The sequence below is a fragment of the Cellulomonas shaoxiangyii genome (assembly GCF_004798685.1).
In the GTDB taxonomy this organism is placed as follows: Bacteria; Actinomycetota; Actinomycetes; order Actinomycetales; family Cellulomonadaceae; genus Cellulomonas; species Cellulomonas shaoxiangyii.
The window spans coordinates 1,085,855-1,103,164 of record NZ_CP039291.1 but is presented as its reverse complement, the minus strand read 5'-3'; the positions used below and the strand labels follow the sequence as shown (position 1 = coordinate 1,103,164).

Genomic DNA, 17,310 nt, shown 5'->3' with positions numbered 1-17,310 from the left:
GTCCCGAGGAGGCCTCCGTGGTCCGCCGTCACGTCTTCCCCGCCCTCCGGCTGCTCGTCTGGGCGGTGATCGCCGTGGCGCTGGTGAAGATCGCCTTCACGGGCGCCGACGTCAGCACGCAGGCCACCGGCGCCAGTCCCACGGGCGCCGTCGTCGACCGGATTGTGGAGGCGACCACGGGCACCGTGACGAACGCCGTCACCGTGCGCGGCTCGGTCGTCGCGGACCCGTCCGTGCCGGCACGCGCGACGCTCGCCGGCACCGTGTCGAAGGTGCTCGCCGCCGACGGGCAGCGCGTCGACGCCGGGACGCCGTTGCTGGAGGTGCGGCAGGAGACGCCGCAGGAGCCGCTGACGCGGACCGACCCGACGACGGGCGCGACGACCGTCACCGAGCGCAAGCCGAAGGTCGTCGTCCAGCAGGTCACCGCGCCCGTCGCCGGCACGCTGAGCCTGCCGACGCTCAAGGACCAGGTCGTCGCGGTCGGCGACACGGTCGGCCAGGTCGCGCCGGGCACCCTCTCGGTGACCGGCACGCTGACGCCGGACCAGCAGTACCGGCTCGTCGGCGCGCCCGCGGAGGCGCAGGTGACGCTGAAGGGCGGCCCGGCACCGTTCACGTGCACGGGCGTGCGGATCGGCACGGCGACCCCCGCCGGCGCCGGCGCCGACCCGGCCGCCGAGCCCGCCGACCCCGCCGCGACGCCGTCCGGCACGGTCACGTGCGCCGTGCCCGCGGACGTCACGGCGTTCCCGGGACTGGGCGCCGACCTGGAGATCGTCAACGGCACGGCGGCGGACGCCGTCGTGGTGCCCGTCACCGCCGTGCAGGGCACCGTCCAGCGCGGCAACGTGTGGGTCGTCGCGGACGAGGGCGCGGAGCCGGAGGAGCGCGCGATCGGCCTCGGCCTCACCGACGGCGAGGTCGTCCAGGTGACGGAGGGGCTGGCCGTGGGCGACCGCGTTCTCGAGTTCATCCCCGTGCCGGGCGGCGCGGGCGACGTGGACTGCACCGACCCGGCGCAGTACGACCCGGCGGTGTGCGGCGGATGAGCATGCTCGACCTGCGCGACGTCACGCGCGACGTCCTGCTCCCGGACGACCGCGTGCTGCACATCCTGCGCGGCGTGACGCTCAGCGTGGCCGCGGGCGAGCACGTGGCCGTCGTCGGCCGGTCCGGCACGGGCAAGTCCACGCTGCTCAACATCCTGGGCCTGCTCGACGCGCCGACCGCCGGCGAGTACCTGCTCGAGGGCACGCCCGTGACGGCGTTGTCGAACCGCCGGCGCACCCGCCGGCGGGGGCAGGACTTCGGGTTCGTGTTCCAGCAGTTCCACCTGCTGCCGGGCCGCACGGCGCTGGAGAACGTCGCCGCGCCGCTGCTGTACGCCGCCGGGCGCCAGTTCTGGCACCGCCGCGACCTCGCGGCGTCGATGCTCGACCGGGTCGGCCTCGGCGACCGGCTGGACACCATGCCCGAGAAGCTCTCGGGCGGTGAGCAGCAGCGCGTCGCGGTGGCCCGCGCCCTGGTACGGGGCCCGCGCGTGATCCTCGCGGACGAGCCGACCGGCGCGCTCGACGTCGAGACGGGACAGCAGATCATGGACCTGCTGGACGACGTCGCGTCCGAGACGGGCGCCGCGCTCGTGACGATCACGCACGACCTGGCCGTCGCGGCGCGCGCGCGGCGGCACTACCGCCTCGTGGACGGCGTGCTCGTGCCGGTCGACGTCGGGGGTGCCGGCCGCGTCGCCGACTGGGTCGGCGACGTCCCGACGCACCTGCCGGTCGGGCGCACGCACCTGCCCGAGCTCGGCCCGTCGGTGCCCGCGCAGGTGCAGCCGTGACCGGGGTCGTCGGCGCGCTCGTCGAGGCCTGGGACGAGCTGCGGATCCACCGGCTGCGCGTGCTGCTCGCCCTGATCGGCGTCGCGGCGGCCGTCGCGGCGATCACGGGCGTGACGGCCGCGGTGCATATGCTCTCGCAGGCCTTCGAGGAGCAGGGCGACCGTGGGTCCGGCCGGCAGGTCACCGTGCGCGTGGACGCCTGGCCCCGGGACGGGCAGGCCGCCGCCCCCACGGCGCTCGACGCGGAGTACGCACGCACCCTCGACCGGTACGGCATCACGTGGGCCAGCCGTGACTGGTCGAGCACGGTGCCGTTCCGGTTCCCCGACGGGACGGCGCAGGTCTCCACCCGTGCGGTGGACCCCGCCATGGCGACGATCCAGCGGATCCAGGTCGACACCGGCAGGTGGTTCACGGAGGCGGACCGGGACGCTTTCGCGCCGGTCGCCGTCGTCAACGAGGCCTTCCTCGCGCGGCTCGGTGTCACCGACCTGTCGTCCCACCCGACCGTGCTGCTCGGGGACGACGCGCCGGTGCGGACCACGGTCGTCGGGGTCGTGCCGAACGCCTGGGAGGGCGCGGAGCCCGAGGCCGTGGTGCTGTACGACCAGCTCATGCGCTGGTACGCACCCGAGGCGGGGCCGACCGCGGACTACTGGCAGCCCGCGCCGACGCTGGTGCTGTGGGTGCCGACCGGGATCGCGGACGAGCTCGTGCCGCGCCTGGAGCGGGACGTGGCGGCGGCCGTGCCCGGCTGGGACGTGGCGGTGGGCGACAACCGAGACCTGGGAGGGGCGGTGCTGCAGGGCGCCGCGCGGTGGGTCGCCTTCGGCGTCGGCGCGTTCGCGCTGCTGCTGGGCGGGCTGGGCCTGGTGAACATCGCGCTGGTGACGGTGCGCCACCGGATCCGGGAGATCGGCATCCGCCGGTCGTTCGGTGCCACGTCGGGGCGGATCTTCGTCGGCGTGCTGCTGGAGTCGGTCGTCGCGACGGTGGTGGCCGGGCTCGTCGGCGTCGTGATCGCCGTGGCCGTCGTGAAGAACATCCCCGCCGACGTGCTGTTCGGCGGTCTGCAGGACCGGCCGCCTTTCCCGGTCTCCGCCGCGCTCGTCGGCATGGCGTGCGCGACGGGTGTCGGCGCGCTGGCCGGCATCCTGCCCGCCACGGTGGCCGTGCGCGTCAAGGTCATCGACGCGATCCGATACTGACGCGGGGGGCGGTGCGCCCGCCGCACCCGCGCCGTCGTCAGAGGTCGTACTCGACCACCAGCGGCGCGTGGTCGGAGAAGCGCGTGTCGTAGGTGGCGGCACGGTCCACCGTGGCGGTCCGCGCGAGCTCGGCGAGGGCGGGCGTGGCGATCTGGTAGTCGATCCGCCAGCCGGCGTCGTTGTCGAACGCCTTCCCGCGCCACGACCACCAGGTGTACGGGCCGGGGCCCGGGCCGCCCAGGTCGCGGCCGAGGTCGCGCCACCCGAGCTCGCCGAACCAGCGGTCGAGGTAGGCGCGCTCCTCCGGCAGGAACCCGGCCTTCCCCCGGTTGCCCTTCCAGTTCTTGATGTCGACCTCGCGGTGCGCGATGTTGACGTCGCCGGCGACGACGGCGAGCCGCCCGTCCGCCTGCAGCTCGCGCATGCGGGCCGTGACACGCTCGAGGAAGGCGTACTTCTCGTCGATCGACGGCGTGCCGACCGTGGCGGAGTGGATGTACGCCGAGACGACCGTGAGCGACCGCGCGGGGCGGCCGTCCTCGGCGGGCAGCTCCAGGTCGGCCTCGACCCAGCGCCCGGAGTCGCCCGTCACGCCCGTGCCCAGGCCGATCCGCACCGCGCTCATGGGCACGCGCGAGGCGATGGCGACCCCGGCGCGGCCCTTGGCCTCGGCGGCCTCGTGCGCGAGGTCCCACCCGCCCGAGGACAGGTGGTCGGCGAGGATCTCGTCCGAGCCGCGGACCTCCTGCAGCAGCAGGACGTCGGGCTTGCGGACGTCGAGCCACTCCTGCATGCCGCGGCGGAAGGCGGCCCGGATCCCGTTGACGTTGACGGAGGCGACGGTCAGCACCGGGACATTCTCCCCCACGCCACCGACACCCCGGCGCCGTGCGAGCTCCCCCGGCGCCCGGTTCAGGCGTTGGCGTACGCCGCCTCGAGCGGGGCGATCTCGATCTTCGTCATCCCGAGCATCAGCTGCATGGCGCGCTGGACCCCGGCAGCGTCGGGGCGACCCCACAGCTCGTCCAGCATGCGCGGCACCACCTGCCAGGAGACGCCGAACCGGTCCTTCAGCCAGCCGCACCGGCCGGGCTCGCCGCCGTCGGCGGTGAGCGTCTCCCAGTAGTGGTCGACCTCCTCCTGCGTCTCCGCGACGAGGTAGAGCGAGAACGCCTCGTCCAGCCGGAACGCCGGCCCGGCGGTGAGGATCGTCACCGCGTGCCCGTCGAGCTCCAGCTCGACCACGAACGGATCGCCCTCGTGCACGTCGGGAACCCCGGGCGGTGCCGCCACGACCGCCGTGATGCGCGAGCTCGGGACGACCGAGACGTAGAACTCGGCGGCCTGGTACCCGTGCTCGGGGAACCAGAGGTGCGTGCGGACGGCGCCCATCGTCGTGCTCCTTCACCTGCGCGGAGGGGGACACGGGGGCAGACCGGCACCGGGTGCCCGACTCATCGGCCCGCGGCCCGCCCGGGCACGACCCGCACGGGACGACGCAGGGCCCGGGCGCGGACGCACCCGGGCCCTGCGTGTCGCGACGACGTCAGCCGGCGAGCCGCTCCGCCGTGCCGACCACGTTCTGCAGCAGCATCGCCCGCGTCATCGGGCCGACACCGCCGGGGTTCGGCGACACCCACGACGCCACGTCCCACACGCCGGGGTCCACGTCGCCGACCACGCGGCTCTTGCCCGTCGTCTGGTCGACGGCGCGGGAGACGCCGACGTCGACGACGACCGCGCCGGGCTTCACGATGTCGGCGGTGATGATGCCGGGCACGCCGGCCGCGGCGATGACGACGTCCGCGTGCCGCGTGTGCTCGGCCAGGTCGACCGTGCCCGTGTGCGTGAGCGTGACGGTCGCGTTGATCTCCTTGCGCGTCAGCAGCAGGCCGATCGAGCGGCCGACGGTGACCCCGCGGCCGACCACCACCACGTCCGCACCCTTGAGCTCGACGCCGTGCCGCCGCAGCAGCTCCACGATGCCCGCGGGCGTGCACGGCAGCGGCGACTCGACCGGCCCGTTCACCCGCAGCACGAGCCGCCCGAGGTTCGTCGGGTGCAGCCCGTCGGCGTCCTTGGCCGGGTCGATCAGCTCGAGCACCCGGTGGGTGTCGACGCCGTCGGGGAGCGGCAGCTGCACGATGAACCCGGTGCACGCCGGGTCGTCGTTGAGACGCCGGACCGCCGCCTCGATCTCCTCCTGCGAGGCGTCGGCGGGCAGGTCCTCGCGGATCGACGCGATGCCGACCTCGGCGCAGTCCTTGTGCTTGCCGGCGACGTACCAGCGCGAGCCGGGGTCCTCGCCGACGAGGAGCGTGCCGAGCCCGGGCACGACGCCCCGCTCGGCGAGCGCGGCCACGCGCTGCGTCAGCTCCCCCTTGATCTCCGCGGCGGCGGCGGTGCCGTCGAGCTTCTGGGCGGTCATGGTCGCTCCTCCGCTCAGTACTGCTGCAGGTCGGCGTACAGCGGGAACGCCTCGGTCAGCTTGCGCACGCGCGCCCGCAGCGCGTCGACGTCCGCACCGGTGCCCTCGACGAGCGCGGTGGCGATGATGTCGGCGACCTCGGTGAACTCGGCGTCGCCGAGGCCCCGGGTCGCGAGCGCGGGCGTGCCGATGCGCAGACCGGACGTGACGCGCGGCGGGCGCGGGTCGAACGGCACGGCGTTGCGGTTGACCGTGACGCCGACCGAGTGCAGGAGGTCCTCGGCCTGCTGGCCGTCGAGGGTCGAGTGGCGCAGGTCGACGAGCACGAGGTGCACGTCGGTGCCGCCCGTGAGGACGGAGACGCCCGCTGCGGCGACGTCCGGCGCGGTCAGGCGCTCGGCGATGATGCGCGCGCCGTCGATCGTCCGCTGCTGGCGGTCGCGGAACTCCTCGGTGCCGGCCACCTTGAACGCGACGGCCTTCGCGGCGATCACGTGCATGAGCGGGCCGCCCTGCTGGCCCGGGAACACGGCGGAGTCGATCTTCTTGGCGTACTCGCCGCGCGAGAGGATGAAGCCGGAGCGCGGGCCGCCGATGGTCTTGTGCACGGTCGAGGAGACGACGTCGGCGTGCGGGACGGGCGACGGGTGCAGGTCCGCGGCGACGAGGCCGGCGAAGTGCGCCATGTCGACCCAGAGCTTCGCGCCGACCTCGTCGGCGATCTCGCGGAAGGCGGCGAAGTCGAGGTGGCGCGGGTAGGCCGACCAGCCGCCGATGATGACGTCGGGGCGGTGCTCGAGCGCGGCCTTGCGCACGGCCTCCGGCTCGACGCGGAACGTCTGCGGGTCGACGCCGTACGCGGCGACGTCGTAGAGCTTGCCCGAGAAGTTGATGCGCATGCCGTGCGTCAGGTGGCCGCCGTGCGCGAGGTCGAGGCCGAGGATCCGGTCGCCGGCGTTGATGAGCGCGTGCAGCACGGCAGCGTTGGCGGTCGCGCCCGAGTGCGGCTGGACGTTGGCGTGCTCGGCGCCGAAGAGGGCCTTGGCACGGTCGATCGCGATGGTCTCGGCGATGTCGACCTGCTCGCAGCCGCCGTAGTACCGGCGGCCGGGGTAGCCCTCGGCGTACTTGTTGGTGAGCACGGATCCCTGCGCCTGCAGGACGGCGCGGGGGACGAAGTTCTCGCTCGCGATCATCTCGAGCGTGTCCTGCTGGCGGGCGAGCTCCCCGTCGAGGACGGCGGCGATCTCGGGGTCGAGCTCGGAGATGTTCTGGTCGAGCAGGCTGTCGCTCATGCTGGGCTCCTGTCGCAGTCAACCGTGCGGGCGCACCGGGCACCCGCACACACGGAGTGCCGGTGTGGGGCGACCGAGGGGCCCAGGCGTCCGACCCGTTGGTCCAGCTGCTGCGTCGCTCCCCGGTGGTGACCCACCTGTTGCGCCAGTCACGACCCGCACAGCCTACCAACCGCGCACGCGGCCGCCGGGCGCGTCCCACGGCACCGCGGCCGCCGTCGAGACCGTCCCCCCGGGGCCCACAGCTCCCGGGATGCACGGTCTCGGCGGTGGGTGCGCGGCGGTCAGCGGGGGGACGGCAGGTCCTCCAGGCGGGCGAGCCAGCGCCGCAGGACGTCCTCGAGCAGGTCCGCGTCGCCCGGGTCCAGCAGCGCCAGGAGCCGGTGCTGGTTGGCGATGTGGTCGGTGAACGCGGCGTCGATCACCTCGCGCCCCCGGTCGGTGAGCTCGACGACGCGTCCGCGGCCGTCCGTCTCGCTGACCCGCCGCCGCACCAGCCCGGCCGCCTCGAGCCGGTCGACGCGCTTGGTCATGCCGCCGCTGGTGACCAGCGTGTGCTCGGCGAGCTCGCCCGCGGAGTACGCGTACGGCTCCCCCGCGCGCCGCAGCGTCGCGAGGACGTCGAAGTCGCCCTCGGCGAGGCCGTGCTGCCGGTACACCGCGACGAGCTCGTCCGTGACCCGGAGCGCGACGCGGCTCAGCCGGCCGAAGACGCCCTGCGTGGTCACGTCGAGGTCGGGCCGCTCGCGCGTCCACGCGGCGCGGACGTCGTCGACGAAGTCCGGCGGGAGGTCCGTGTCGCTCACGGGTGGATCATATCTTCCACGTCAGATAGATTCCCTTCCGTGGAAGACAACGCGGCCGCGGCCGGCTCCGTGCGCTGGTCCCTGGTCGCGGCGCTCGCCCCGGTCTCCTGGGGAGCCGCGTACTACGTCACCCGGCACACCCTCCCCGCCGACGCCCCGCTGTGGGGCTCGGTGCTGCGGGCGCTGCCCGCGGGCCTCGTCCTGCTCGCCCTCGCCCGGCAGGCGCCCCGCGGTCGCTGGTGGTGGCGGTCGCTCGTGCTCGGCGCGCTCAACATGAGCGGGTTCTTCGTGCTCGTCTACGTCGCGGCGCAGCTGCTGCCGACGTCGGTCGCGTCGACCGTCATGGCCGTCGCGCCGTTCGTCCTCATGCTCGTCGCGTGGCCGCTGCTCGGGCAGCGACCCCGCGCCGCCGCCGTGGTGGGCGCGATGGTCGGGCTCGCGGGCGTCGTCGCGATGCTCGTCACCGGCGCGGTCGCCGTGAACCCCGTCGGCGTGCTCGCCGGCGGCACGGCGATGGTCATGTCGTCCGTCGGGTTCGTGCTCGCGACCCGGTGGAAGGACGACGTCGACGTGCTCGCGTCGACGGCGTGGCAGCTCGTCGCGGGCGGCCTGCTGCTCGTCCCGGTCGCCGCCGTCGCCGAGGGCGCTCCCCCGGCGCTCGACGCGCGCGGGTGGCTCGGCATCGCGTACGTCTCGCTCGTCGCGACGGCGCTCGCGTACGTCGCCTGGTTCTCCGCGCTGCGCCGGCTGCCCGCGGGGGCCGTCGGCCTCGTGGGCCTGCTGAACCCGCTCACCGGCGTGGCCGTGGGCCTCGCGATCGGCGGCGAGCACCTGACGCCGCTGCAAGGGCTCGGCGTCGTGGCGGTGCTCGTCGGGGTCGTCCTCGGTCAGCCCGCTGCGGGGAGGCTGTTCCGCGGGCGCCGGCGCACACCCGGCGCGCCCCCGGCCCCGGCGGCCGGAGTCCCCGCGCCGCCAGCCGGCCGACCGTCGACGACGCGCACCTCCTGACCGCGACGGCGGTGGACGCCGCGCCCGGCGTCAGGCCTGCGCCGGCTCGCCCTCGCCGAGCAGCTTGCGCAGGTACGCGTACGTCAGGTCGCCCGCCGTCTGGTCGTGCTGGTGCTCGTAGCCGGCCTTGGCGTAGAGGGCGATGTTCTGCACCGAGTCGCGGCCGGTGAACACCCAGACCTCCTCGATGCCGTCGGGCAGGTACGGGAGGATCGCCGTGAGCAGCTCGGTGCCGACGCCACGCCCCTGCAGGTCGGGCGCGACGGCGAACCGGCCGAGCGTCGCCCGGGTGCCCTCGACCAGCACCCGGATGGACCCGATGAGGCGGTGCCCGTGCCACGCGCCGAGCGTCATGACGCCGTCCGCGTGCAGGTCGGCGAGCAGCTCGTCGAGGGTCTGCGTCAGCGGCGGGATGTGCGGGTCGCCGTACTGCTGCGCCTCCGTCACGAACGCCGCACGGCGCAGCGTGAGCAGCTCACCCGCGTCGTCGGCGGTGACCGGGCGGATGTCGAGGTCGTCCTGCGTCATGCGGCTCATCGTGTCAGCCGCGCGGCGAGGCGCACTACTCTCGGACCCCGTGTCCCACACCTCGGATGACCCGACCACGCACTGGGTGCTGACGCTCTCCTGCCCCGACCGACCCGGCATCGTCGCCGCCGTCGCGGGGGTCCTCGCCGAGCACGGCGGCAACATCACGGAGTCCCAGCAGTTCGGCGACGCGCTGTCCGGGCTGTTCTTCATGCGCGTGCAGGTGACGTCGGCCGCCACGCACGACGAGCTGACCGCCGCGCTGAGCGAGCTGGCCGGCCGATTCGCGATGCAGTGGCACCTCGACGTCGCCGGCCGCAAGGTCCGCACGCTGGTCATGGTGTCGACGGCGGCGCACTGCCTCAACGACCTCGCGTTCCGCCAGCGCTCCGAGGACCTGCCGGTCGACCTCGTCGCCGTCGTGTCCAACCACGAGGTGCTCGCGCCGATGGCGGGGTTCTACGACATCCCGTTCCACCACGTGCCCGTCACCGCGGCGACGAAGGCGCAGGCCGAGGCGCGCCTGCTCGAGCTGGTCGAGGAGCTCGACGTCGAGCTCGTCGTCCTCGCGCGGTACATGCAGATCCTCTCGGACGACCTGTGCCGGGCGCTCGCCGGCCGGGTCATCAACATCCACCACTCGTTCCTGCCGTCGTTCAAGGGCGCCCGGCCCTACGCCCAGGCGCACGACCGCGGCGTGAAGCTCATCGGCGCGACCGCCCACTACGTGACCGGCGACCTCGACGAGGGCCCGATCATCGAGCAGGACGTCGAGCGCGTCGACCACACGCGTACCGCCGACGACATGGTGCGCCTGGGCCAGGACGTCGAGCGGCGGGCCCTCGCCCGCGCGGTGCGCTGGCACACGGAGCACCGCGTCCTGCTCGACGGGCACCGCACCATCGTCTTCCGCTGACCGGCCGCCTCCCGGGCGGACGAAGCGTTTCGGCCTCCTGCGCCACGGGCGCGGCGTCGGCATGCTGACCGCGGGCCCCGATATCGATATCGGGGCCCGCGTCGCGGCCCGCCGCGACGCCACCCGGCGTCGAGGAGGAACACCGATGCACCCGTTGCGCGCCCTGCGCACCGTGCGGCGCCGGATCACGGCCGTGGTCGCCGCCCTCACGGTGGCCGCCGCCGGCGGCGTCGCCCTCACCGCGACCGCGCCACCGGCCCAGGCGGCCTCGCTGGTCGAGGTCAGCGGCTTCGGCACCAACCCGGGCGGGCTGCGGATGCACCTGTTCGTGCCCGACCGGCTCGCCGCCAACCCCGGCGTCCTCGTCGTCGTGCACTACTGCACCGGCAGCGCGCAGGCGATGTACAGCGGGGCGCAGTTCGACGAGCTGGCGTCGCAGCACGGGTTCATCGCGATCTACCCGAGCACGAACCGGCCGGGCAGCTGCTTCGACGTGTCGTCGGCGAACGCGCTCGTGCGCGACGGCGGCAGCGACCCGCAGAGCATCGTGCAGATGGTGCGGCACGTGCAGCAGCGGTACGCGACGGACACGCGCCGCGTGTTCGTGACCGGGGTGTCGTCCGGCGCCATGACCACCCAGCTGCTGCTCGCGGAGTACCCCGACGTCTTCGCGGCCGGCTCCGCGTTCGCCGGCGTGCCGGCGACGTGCTTCGCGACCAACGGCGCGAAGCCCGGGACGACGGCGCAGGCGGGCTGGAACAGCGAGTGCGCGCAGGGCCGGCGCGTGCAGTCCGCAGAGCAGTGGGGCGACGCCGCACGTGCGACGTACCCGGGCTACACCGGAGCCCGGCCCCGCGTGCAGCTGTGGCACGGCGTGAACGACGAGACCCTCAGCTACGTGAACCACGGCGAGGCGATCGAGCAGTGGACGAACGTGCTGGGCCTGCCGAGCACGCCGAGCTCCACCGAGACCCTCGGCAACCGGACGCGCCAGCGCTTCGGTGGGACGGGCGACCAGGCACCGCTCGAGGCCAACAGCCTGGCCGGCACGTCGCACAACCTCCCGGTCGACGCGGCCGCGGCGATCCGGTTCTTCGGCCTCGACGGACCCGCGCCGACCACCTCCCCCACGCCCACCGTGTCGCCCACGCCCACCGTCTCCCCCACGCCCACGGCGTCGCCCACACCCACGGTCTCCCCCACGCCGACCGTGTCGCCGACGACGTCCCCCACCCCGACGACCCCGGCGGGAGCGTGCAGCGTCGGGTGGAGCGTCAACCAGTGGAACACCGGCTTCACGGCCAACGTCACGGTCCGCAACACGTCCACCGCGCCCGTGAGCGGCTGGACGCTCACGTGGACGTTCCCGTCCGGGCAGCAGGTGACGCAGGCGTGGAGCTCGGTCGTCACGCAGTCCGGGGCGCAGGTCACCGCCCGCAACGCCGCGTGGAACGGCACGATCCCGGCCGGCGGCTCCGTCCAGATCGGCTTCAACGGGACCCACGGCGGGACCAACGCAGCACCGACCGGGTTCGCGTTGAACGGATCGGCCTGTTCTCTCGTCTGACGGATGGACGTCCGATCCGTGCACGTCCGTCCGATTCGCCATCCGCTTCGCGATGGTGCGGGTCCGCCCGGCGCACGCCGAGGGGCCCCACCGCCGCCGACCGCAGGGGGTACACCGATGTCCACACCCGCCAGCACGTCCACGTCCGCCGGCACCGGCGGCGCACCGTTCGCCGACCGTCCCGCAGCACCCGCGTCGGGCCGCGCCCGGCTCGTCGCCACCCTGCTCCTCGTCCTCGGCACGCTGTTCGTGCTCGGCGGCGCCGGCACCTGGGCCGTGACGGCCGCGGGGCTGTCGAGCGAGGGCGTGACCGTCGCCGAGAGCGCTCCCGCGTTCGTCGGTGCGTCGCTCGACACGCCCTGGGAGGCGTGGGCGCAGACCGAGGCCATCCGCAGCGACGTCCTCGCCGCGACCGACGGGCGCACCTACGCCGAGATCGACCGGGAGGACCCGCTGCGCGACATGGCGACGACCGGCACGTTCCTGCGCGCGTCGCTGCTCACGTCGGTCGTGGCGTTCGGCGTCGCGACCGCCCTCGTCGGGATCGGCGTCGGGTTCCTGCTCGGCGGGCTGGGCCTCCGCTCGGTCGCCGGGCGCGCCGCCTGACGACGCTCCGCTCGCGCGCCCGCCCGTCGCGGCACCGGTCGTCCCGGTGCCGCGGCGGGCGGTCGCGCGTCCACGGCACGGGCGGCCGGGACGGCGGCCGGTCTCAGCTCGCGGCGGTCACGGGGCGCAGCGGGCGGCCGACGCGCGAGGCACCCGTGATCGCTCCGATGATCTCCCCGTAGCTCGCGGTCTGGGCGTCGAACGACCCGTTGTTGCGGCCGTGCCGCAGCACCTCGATGCGGTCGGAGACCGCGCGCACGTCGTTCATGTTGTGGCTGATCAGGATGACGCCGAGGCCGAGGTCGCGCAGCCGCTCGATGTACGTGAGCACCTCCGCGGTGTGCGCGACGGACAGTGCCGCCGTGGGCTCGTCGAGCACCACGATCCGGGGCGAGCCGAGCAGCGTGCGCGCGATGGCGACGGACTGGCGCTGGCCCGCCGACAGGTGCGACAGCGGCGTGCGCACCGACGGCACCCGGCTGGTGAGGTCCCGCAGCACCGACCGGGCCATCGCCTCCATGCGGCTGTCCTGCATCACGCCGGCGCTGCGCATCTCACGCCCGAGGAACAGGTTGGCCGTGACGTCCAGGTTGTCGCACAGCGCGAGGTCCTGGAAGACGGTCGCGACGCCGAGGCGCTGCGCGGCCTTGGGGTTCGGGATCGTCACCGGCGCCCCGTCGACCTCCACGAGCCCGGAGTCGGGCACCACCACGCCCGCGACGACCTTGGCGAGCGTCGACTTGCCCGCGCCGTTGTCGCCGACGAGCGCGACGACCTCGTGGGCGTGCACCTCGAGGTCCACGTCGACCAGCGACTCCACGGCGCCGTACCGCTTGGTGATGCCGCGCATCGACAGCAGCGGCGTGCGCGTCCTCTCGACCATCTCCGGTCCACCTGCTCCCCGTCGGGCACGTGACACGTGCAGTGAATCCCCCCGCTCCGGCGTCGTCAACCGACGGCCGCCCGTCTCTCGTCCTCGTCCTGGCCCTGGTCCCGGTCCTCGTCGCGCTCGCCGTCCGGCGTCCCCCCGGCCCCGGCGTCGCCCGGCGGTGCCGCCACCGACAGGTCCGCGGTGTCGTCGACGCGCGCCGGCACGTCGGCCGACTGCAGCGCCAGCACGAGCGCGCCGACCACCTCGGCGCGCGCCCCGAGCTCGGCCGGCACGACCTCGAGCGGGGCGATCTGGTTGAGCAGCACGCGGCGGCGGATCGCCTCCCGCATGGGCTGCAGGAGCACCTCCCCCGTCTCGGCGAGCTCCCCGCCGACGACGACGCACTGCGGGTTCACGGCCATGCCGAGGCCGGCGACGACGGCGCCGATGGTGGCGCCCGCGTCGGCGACGACCTGCGCGGTGCCCGGGTCGCCGGCGCGGGCGCGCGCGATGACGTCGCGCAGCGTCAGCGGCCCCTGGCTCGCGCGCAGGGGCTCCACGAGCGCGGCGGCGCCGACCACCGTGTCGAGGCACCCGCGCGACCCGCACCGGCAGATGAGCCCCTGCGGGTCCACCTGCACGTGGCCGATCTCGCCGGCCGTGCCGGCGAAGCCGCGGTGCACGCGGCCGTTGATGACCAGGCCGGCGCCCGTGCCGTAGGAGGCCCGGACGTACACCGCGTCGCGGTACCCGCGCGCCGCGCCGAGCGTGTACTCCGCGAGCGCGCCGAGGTTGGCGTCGTTGTCGACGTGCACGGGCCGGCCGAGCCGCTTGCCGACGACCTGCGCGAGGTGCTCGCCCTCCCACCCGCGCAGGACGCCCGGCACGGACACCATGCCGGTGCTGGCGTCGACGGGCGCGGGCACGCCGATCCCGATGCCGACCACCTCGTCGAGCTCGCTGCCGATGCGCTCGAGGAGGTCCACCACGAGCAGCGCCGCACGGTCGAGGCTCGTGTCCGAGCGGTGCTCGTGCGGCAGGGGCAGCGTCTGCTCGGCGACCACCTCGTGCGCGAAGTCGCCCAGGACGACGCGCAGGTGGCGGTGCCCGATCTGGATGCCGACGGCCAGGCCCACGCGGCGGGCCAGGGTGACCATCTGCGCCCGTCGCCCGCTGCGGGTCGTGACGGCGGTGTCGACGACCCCCGCGGCCAGGAGGTCGCGGACGATCGTCGACACCGTCGCCGCCGACAGGCCGGTCGCGGCGGCGAGCTCGACCTGGGTGAGGCCGCCGTAACGCTGGACCGTCGAGACCACGAGCGCCTTGTTGGCCTCCCGCAGGGACGACTGCGAGCCCGCTGCCGCCGCTCGCCTGCTCACGCGGGCAACCTACCCGTCCCCCCGCTCGGCCGACGCGCTACTGCGTGCCCGCGCGCCGCTTGTTGAGCAGGTCGAACGCCACCGCGAGCAGGAGCACGAGGCCCTTGATGACCATCTGCCACGACGGGTCGACCGCCATGATCGACAGGCCCATGTTGAGCACGCCCATGATGAGCGCACCCACGATGGCACCGGAGATGCGGCCGATGCCGCCGGTGACGGCGGCCCCGCCGATGAAGCAGGCGGCGATGGCGTCGAGCTCGAAGTTCGCGCCCGCCTGCGCGGTGGCCGCCCCCGAGCGGGCCGTCGTCACGATCGCGGCCGCACCGGCGAGCAGGCCCATGTTGACGAAGATCCAGAAGTCGACCCGCCGCGTGTTCACGCCCGACAGGCCCGCCGCGAGCCGGTTGCCGCCGATCGCGTAGATGTGCCGCCCGAAGACCGTGCGCCCCATGAGGAACGAGTACGCGACGACCAGGACGCCGACCAGCACGAGGACGACGGGCGTGCCGCCCGCCGAGAACGACAGGATGACGGTGAGGACGCCGATGCCGGCCGCGATCGCCACGACCTTCGCCACGAACAGGCCCGTGGCCTCGACGTGCAGGTCGTGCTTGCGCAGGGACTGGCGGGCACGCAGCTGCGACACGACGATCGCCGCGACCGCGAGCGCGCCGATGACGAGGGTGACGACGTCCATGTTGCCGGCGAACCCGAGCACGTTGGGCAGCGAGCCCTTCGAGATGCTGATGAAGGACGACGGCAGGCCGGCGACCGTCTCGCCGACGACCGCGAGCGCGAGGCCGCGGAAGACCAGCATGCCGGCCAGCGTCACGATGAACGCCGGGATGCCGACGTAGGCGACCCAGAAGCCCTGCCACGCGCCGACGACGCAGCCGATGGCGAGGCCGAGCAGCACCGCGAGGCCCCACGGCACGTCGTGGTCGCGCATGCTCACCGCGACGACGCCGCCGACGAACGCGACGACCGACCCGACCGACAGGTCGATGTGGCCGGCCACGATGACCATGACCATGCCGATCGCGAGGATCATGACGTACGCGTTCTGCTGGAACAGCGCCGCGACGTTGTTGGCGAGCAGGAGCTTGCCGTCGGTCAGCACCTGGAACAGCAGGACGATGACGATGAGCGCGCCGAAGATCCCGTACTGGCGCGCGTTCCCGCCCAGTCCCTGCAGGCGCTGCCCGATCGACAGCCGCGGCAGGTCCGGCGGCGTCGGAGAGGAGATGTTGACCTCGGTCCTGGTGCTCATCGGGCGATCCCGTCCTTGTCCATCGTCATGTACTGCATGAGTCGCTCCTGGGTGGCCTCGGCGCGCGGGACCTCGCCGGTCACGCGGCCCTGGCTGAGCGCGTAGATGCGGTCGCAGATGCCGAGCAGCTCGGGCAGCTCCGAGGAGATGACGAGCACGCCCTTCCCGGCGTCCGCCAGCCGGTTGATGATCGTGTAGATCTCGTACTTCGCGCCGACGTCGATGCCGCGCGTCGGCTCGTCGAGGATGAGCACGTCGGGATCCGCGTAGATCCACTTGCTCAGCACGACCTTCTGCTGGTTGCCGCCCGACAGCTTGCCGACCAGCGACGCCACGCTGGGCGCCTTGATGTTCATCTCGCGCCGGTACTGCTCGGCCACCCGGCCCTCGCCGCGGCGGTCGACGACGCCGAGCCGGGAGAGCTTGCCGAGCGCGGAGGCGGAGACGTTCCGCTCGATGGTGTCGATGAGGTTGAGGCCGTAGCGCTTGCGGTCCTCGGTGGCGTAGGCGATGCCGTGGGCGATCGCCTGCTGCACGTTCGAGGCGTGGATCTCCTTGCCGTCCTTGTACAGGCGGCCGGAGATGTTCGCGCCGTACGAGCGGCCGAACACGCTCATCGCGAGCTCCGTGCGGCCGGCGCCCATGAGGCCCGCGAGGCCGACGATCTCGCCGCGGTGGACCGTGAGGCTCGCGCCGTCGACGACCTTGCGCGCGTGGTCGACGGGGTGGTGCACGGTCCAGTCCTCGATGCGCAGGACCTCGTCGCCGATGGTCCCCACGTGGTCGGGGAACCGGTTGTCGAGCGGGCGCCCGACCATGCCGCGGATGATCCGCTCCTCGGTGACCGGCTCGTCCCCGTTCATCGCCATGGACTCGATCGTGCGGCCGTCGCGGATGATCGTCGTGGTGTCGGCGATCGCCTCGATCTCGTTCAGCTTGTGGCTGATGATGATCGAGGTGATGCCCTCGGCCTTGAGGTCGCGGATGAGGGTCAGCAGGTGCGCGCTGTCCTCGTCGTTCAGCGCGGCCGTCGGCTCGTCGAGGATCAGCAGGCTCACGTCCTTCGACAGGGCCTTGGCGATCTCGACGAGCTGCTGCTTGCCGACGCCGATGTCGATGACCTTGGTGTCGGGGCGCTCGTCGAGGCCGACGCGTGCGAGCAGCCGGGCCGCCTCGGCGTTGGTGCGGTTCCAGTCGATCACGCCGCGGTGGGTGCGCTCGTTGCCGAGGAAGATGTTCTCGGCGATCGACAGGAACGGCGAGAGCGCCAGCTCCTGGTGGATGATCACGACGCCGCGCCGCTCCGAGTCGCGCACGCCGCGGAACTCCTGCACGTCGCCGTCGAGGACGATGTCGCCCTCGTAGCTGCCGTGCGGGTAGATGCCCGAGAGCACCTTCATGAGCGTCGACTTGCCGGCGCCGTTCTCGCCGCAGATCGCGTGGATCTCGCCGCGGCGCACGGCCAGGGTGACGTCGGCGAGCGCCACGACGCCCGGGAACTTCTTGGTGATGCCGCGCATCTCGAGGATGTGCTCGGTGTCCATGTGTCCTCGCTGGGGTCCGGGCGGGCCGGCGGGTC

At 73.8% G+C, this 17,310-nt stretch carries 17 protein-coding genes and 1 riboswitch; of the genes, 7 read left to right on the top strand and 10 right to left on the bottom strand.

Annotation, left to right across the window (positions count from 1 at the left end):
* Positions 1–17: 17 nt before the first annotated feature.
* The 3 genes from E5225_RS05065 to E5225_RS05055 are packed head-to-tail and all read left to right on the top strand — an operon-like array spanning position 18 to position 3,054.
* Complete coding sequence (locus E5225_RS05065) at positions 18–1,052, top strand: permuted SH3 domain-containing protein (protein ID WP_135972861.1); 1,035 nt, start codon at positions 18–20, stop codon at positions 1,050–1,052.
* Complete coding sequence (locus E5225_RS05060) at positions 1,049–1,846, top strand: ABC transporter ATP-binding protein (protein ID WP_135972862.1); 798 nt, start codon at positions 1,049–1,051, stop codon at positions 1,844–1,846. The genes E5225_RS05065 and E5225_RS05060 overlap by 4 nt, the downstream gene beginning before the upstream one ends.
* Positions 1,843–3,054, top strand: coding sequence for an ABC transporter permease (locus tag E5225_RS05055; RefSeq protein ID WP_135972863.1), 1,212 nt, complete (start codon positions 1,843–1,845; stop codon positions 3,052–3,054). Before E5225_RS05060 ends, E5225_RS05055 begins: the two co-directional genes overlap by 4 nt.
* A gap of 37 nt (positions 3,055–3,091) precedes the next feature.
* Here the strand turns inward: E5225_RS05055 and E5225_RS05050 are convergent, their stop codons facing one another.
* From E5225_RS05050 to E5225_RS05030, 5 genes are all read right to left on the bottom strand, one after another.
* On the bottom strand, positions 3,092–3,904 hold the full coding sequence (locus E5225_RS05050) for an exodeoxyribonuclease III (RefSeq protein WP_135972864.1): 813 nt from the start codon (positions 3,902–3,904) through the stop codon (positions 3,092–3,094).
* A 62-nt stretch (positions 3,905–3,966) separates the two neighbouring features.
* Positions 3,967–4,446, bottom strand: coding sequence for a VOC family protein (locus E5225_RS05045; RefSeq protein WP_135972865.1), 480 nt, complete (start codon positions 4,444–4,446; stop codon positions 3,967–3,969).
* A 154-nt stretch (positions 4,447–4,600) separates the two neighbouring features.
* Positions 4,601–5,482, bottom strand: coding sequence for a bifunctional methylenetetrahydrofolate dehydrogenase/methenyltetrahydrofolate cyclohydrolase (locus tag E5225_RS05040; protein ID WP_135972866.1), 882 nt, complete (start codon positions 5,480–5,482; stop codon positions 4,601–4,603).
* 14 nt (positions 5,483–5,496) lie between these two features.
* Positions 5,497–6,777, bottom strand: coding sequence for a serine hydroxymethyltransferase (gene glyA / locus E5225_RS05035; protein ID WP_135972867.1), 1,281 nt, complete (start codon positions 6,775–6,777; stop codon positions 5,497–5,499).
* 73 nt (positions 6,778–6,850) lie between these two features.
* Positions 6,851–6,940, bottom strand: a riboswitch (ZMP/ZTP riboswitch).
* Positions 6,941–7,061: 121 nt separating this feature from the next.
* Positions 7,062–7,583, bottom strand: coding sequence for a MarR family winged helix-turn-helix transcriptional regulator (locus tag E5225_RS05030; protein ID WP_135972868.1), 522 nt, complete (start codon positions 7,581–7,583; stop codon positions 7,062–7,064).
* Between the two features lie 39 nt (positions 7,584–7,622).
* On the opposite strand from E5225_RS05030, the gene E5225_RS05025 reads away from it, so the two are divergent.
* Complete coding sequence (locus E5225_RS05025; RefSeq protein ID WP_208012495.1) at positions 7,623–8,591, top strand: DMT family transporter; 969 nt, start codon at positions 7,623–7,625, stop codon at positions 8,589–8,591.
* Between the two features lie 30 nt (positions 8,592–8,621).
* Here E5225_RS05025 and E5225_RS05020 read toward each other — a convergent pair whose 3' ends face one another.
* Positions 8,622–9,119 carry a GNAT family N-acetyltransferase gene (locus tag E5225_RS05020; RefSeq protein ID WP_135972869.1) on the bottom strand — a complete coding sequence of 166 codons (498 nt, stop codon included), beginning with the start codon at positions 9,117–9,119 and terminating at the stop codon, positions 8,622–8,624.
* 49 nt (positions 9,120–9,168) lie between these two features.
* Here E5225_RS05020 and purU point away from each other — a divergent pair, with 49 nt between their 5' ends.
* The 3 genes from purU to E5225_RS05005 all read left to right on the top strand — a co-directional run bounded on the left by purU (position 9,169) and on the right by E5225_RS05005 (position 12,208).
* Positions 9,169–10,035 carry a formyltetrahydrofolate deformylase gene (purU, locus tag E5225_RS05015; RefSeq protein ID WP_243738151.1) on the top strand — a complete coding sequence of 289 codons (867 nt, stop codon included), beginning with the start codon at positions 9,169–9,171 and terminating at the stop codon, positions 10,033–10,035.
* Positions 10,036–10,180: 145 nt separating this feature from the next.
* Positions 10,181–11,602, top strand: coding sequence for an extracellular catalytic domain type 1 short-chain-length polyhydroxyalkanoate depolymerase (locus E5225_RS05010; RefSeq protein WP_135972871.1), 1,422 nt, complete (start codon positions 10,181–10,183; stop codon positions 11,600–11,602).
* Positions 11,603–11,719: 117 nt separating this feature from the next.
* Complete coding sequence (locus E5225_RS05005; RefSeq protein WP_135972872.1) at positions 11,720–12,208, top strand: aromatic ring-opening dioxygenase LigA; 489 nt, start codon at positions 11,720–11,722, stop codon at positions 12,206–12,208.
* Between the two features lie 103 nt (positions 12,209–12,311).
* Here E5225_RS05005 and E5225_RS05000 read toward each other — a convergent pair whose 3' ends face one another.
* The 4 genes from E5225_RS05000 to mmsA form a co-directional block, all read right to left on the bottom strand.
* Positions 12,312–13,091 (bottom strand): ATP-binding cassette domain-containing protein, encoded by a 780-nt coding sequence (locus E5225_RS05000; protein WP_135972873.1) that lies wholly within the window; start codon positions 13,089–13,091, stop codon positions 12,312–12,314.
* 65 nt (positions 13,092–13,156) lie between these two features.
* Positions 13,157–14,458, bottom strand: a complete 1,302-nt coding sequence (locus E5225_RS04995) for an ROK family transcriptional regulator (RefSeq protein ID WP_135972874.1) — start codon at positions 14,456–14,458, stop codon at positions 13,157–13,159.
* A gap of 37 nt (positions 14,459–14,495) precedes the next feature.
* Positions 14,496–15,731 carry a multiple monosaccharide ABC transporter permease gene (gene mmsB, locus E5225_RS04990; RefSeq protein ID WP_135972875.1) on the bottom strand — a complete coding sequence of 412 codons (1,236 nt, stop codon included), beginning with the start codon at positions 15,729–15,731 and terminating at the stop codon, positions 14,496–14,498.
* Entirely contained in the window at positions 15,728–17,275 is a 1,548-nt protein-coding gene (gene mmsA / locus E5225_RS04985; RefSeq protein WP_135972876.1) for a multiple monosaccharide ABC transporter ATP-binding protein, read from the bottom strand. The genes mmsB and mmsA overlap by 4 nt, the downstream gene beginning before the upstream one ends.
* Positions 17,276–17,310: the final 35 nt, after the last annotated feature.

Bases quoted from the DNA above. Each gene is read 5' to 3' on its own strand.
- E5225_RS05060 (WP_135972862.1), top strand. From the start codon at position 1,049: ATGAGCATGCTCGACCTGCGCGACGTCACGCGCGACGTCCTGCTCCCG.
- E5225_RS05045 (WP_135972865.1), bottom strand. From the start codon at position 4,446: ATGGGCGCCGTCCGCACGCACCTCTGGTTCCCCGAGCACGGGTACCAG.
- E5225_RS05040 (WP_135972866.1), bottom strand. From the start codon at position 5,482: ATGACCGCCCAGAAGCTCGACGGCACCGCCGCCGCCGCGGAGATCAAG.
- glyA (WP_135972867.1), bottom strand. From the start codon at position 6,777: ATGAGCGACAGCCTGCTCGACCAGAACATCTCCGAGCTCGACCCCGAG.
- E5225_RS05020 (WP_135972869.1), bottom strand. From the start codon at position 9,119: ATGACGCAGGACGACCTCGACATCCGCCCGGTCACCGCCGACGACGCG.
- E5225_RS05010 (WP_135972871.1), top strand. From the start codon at position 10,181: ATGCACCCGTTGCGCGCCCTGCGCACCGTGCGGCGCCGGATCACGGCC.
- E5225_RS05005 (WP_135972872.1), top strand. From the start codon at position 11,720: ATGTCCACACCCGCCAGCACGTCCACGTCCGCCGGCACCGGCGGCGCA.
- E5225_RS05000 (WP_135972873.1), bottom strand. From the start codon at position 13,091: ATGGTCGAGAGGACGCGCACGCCGCTGCTGTCGATGCGCGGCATCACC.
- mmsB (WP_135972875.1), bottom strand. From the start codon at position 15,731: ATGAGCACCAGGACCGAGGTCAACATCTCCTCTCCGACGCCGCCGGAC.
- mmsA (WP_135972876.1), bottom strand. From the start codon at position 17,275: ATGGACACCGAGCACATCCTCGAGATGCGCGGCATCACCAAGAAGTTC.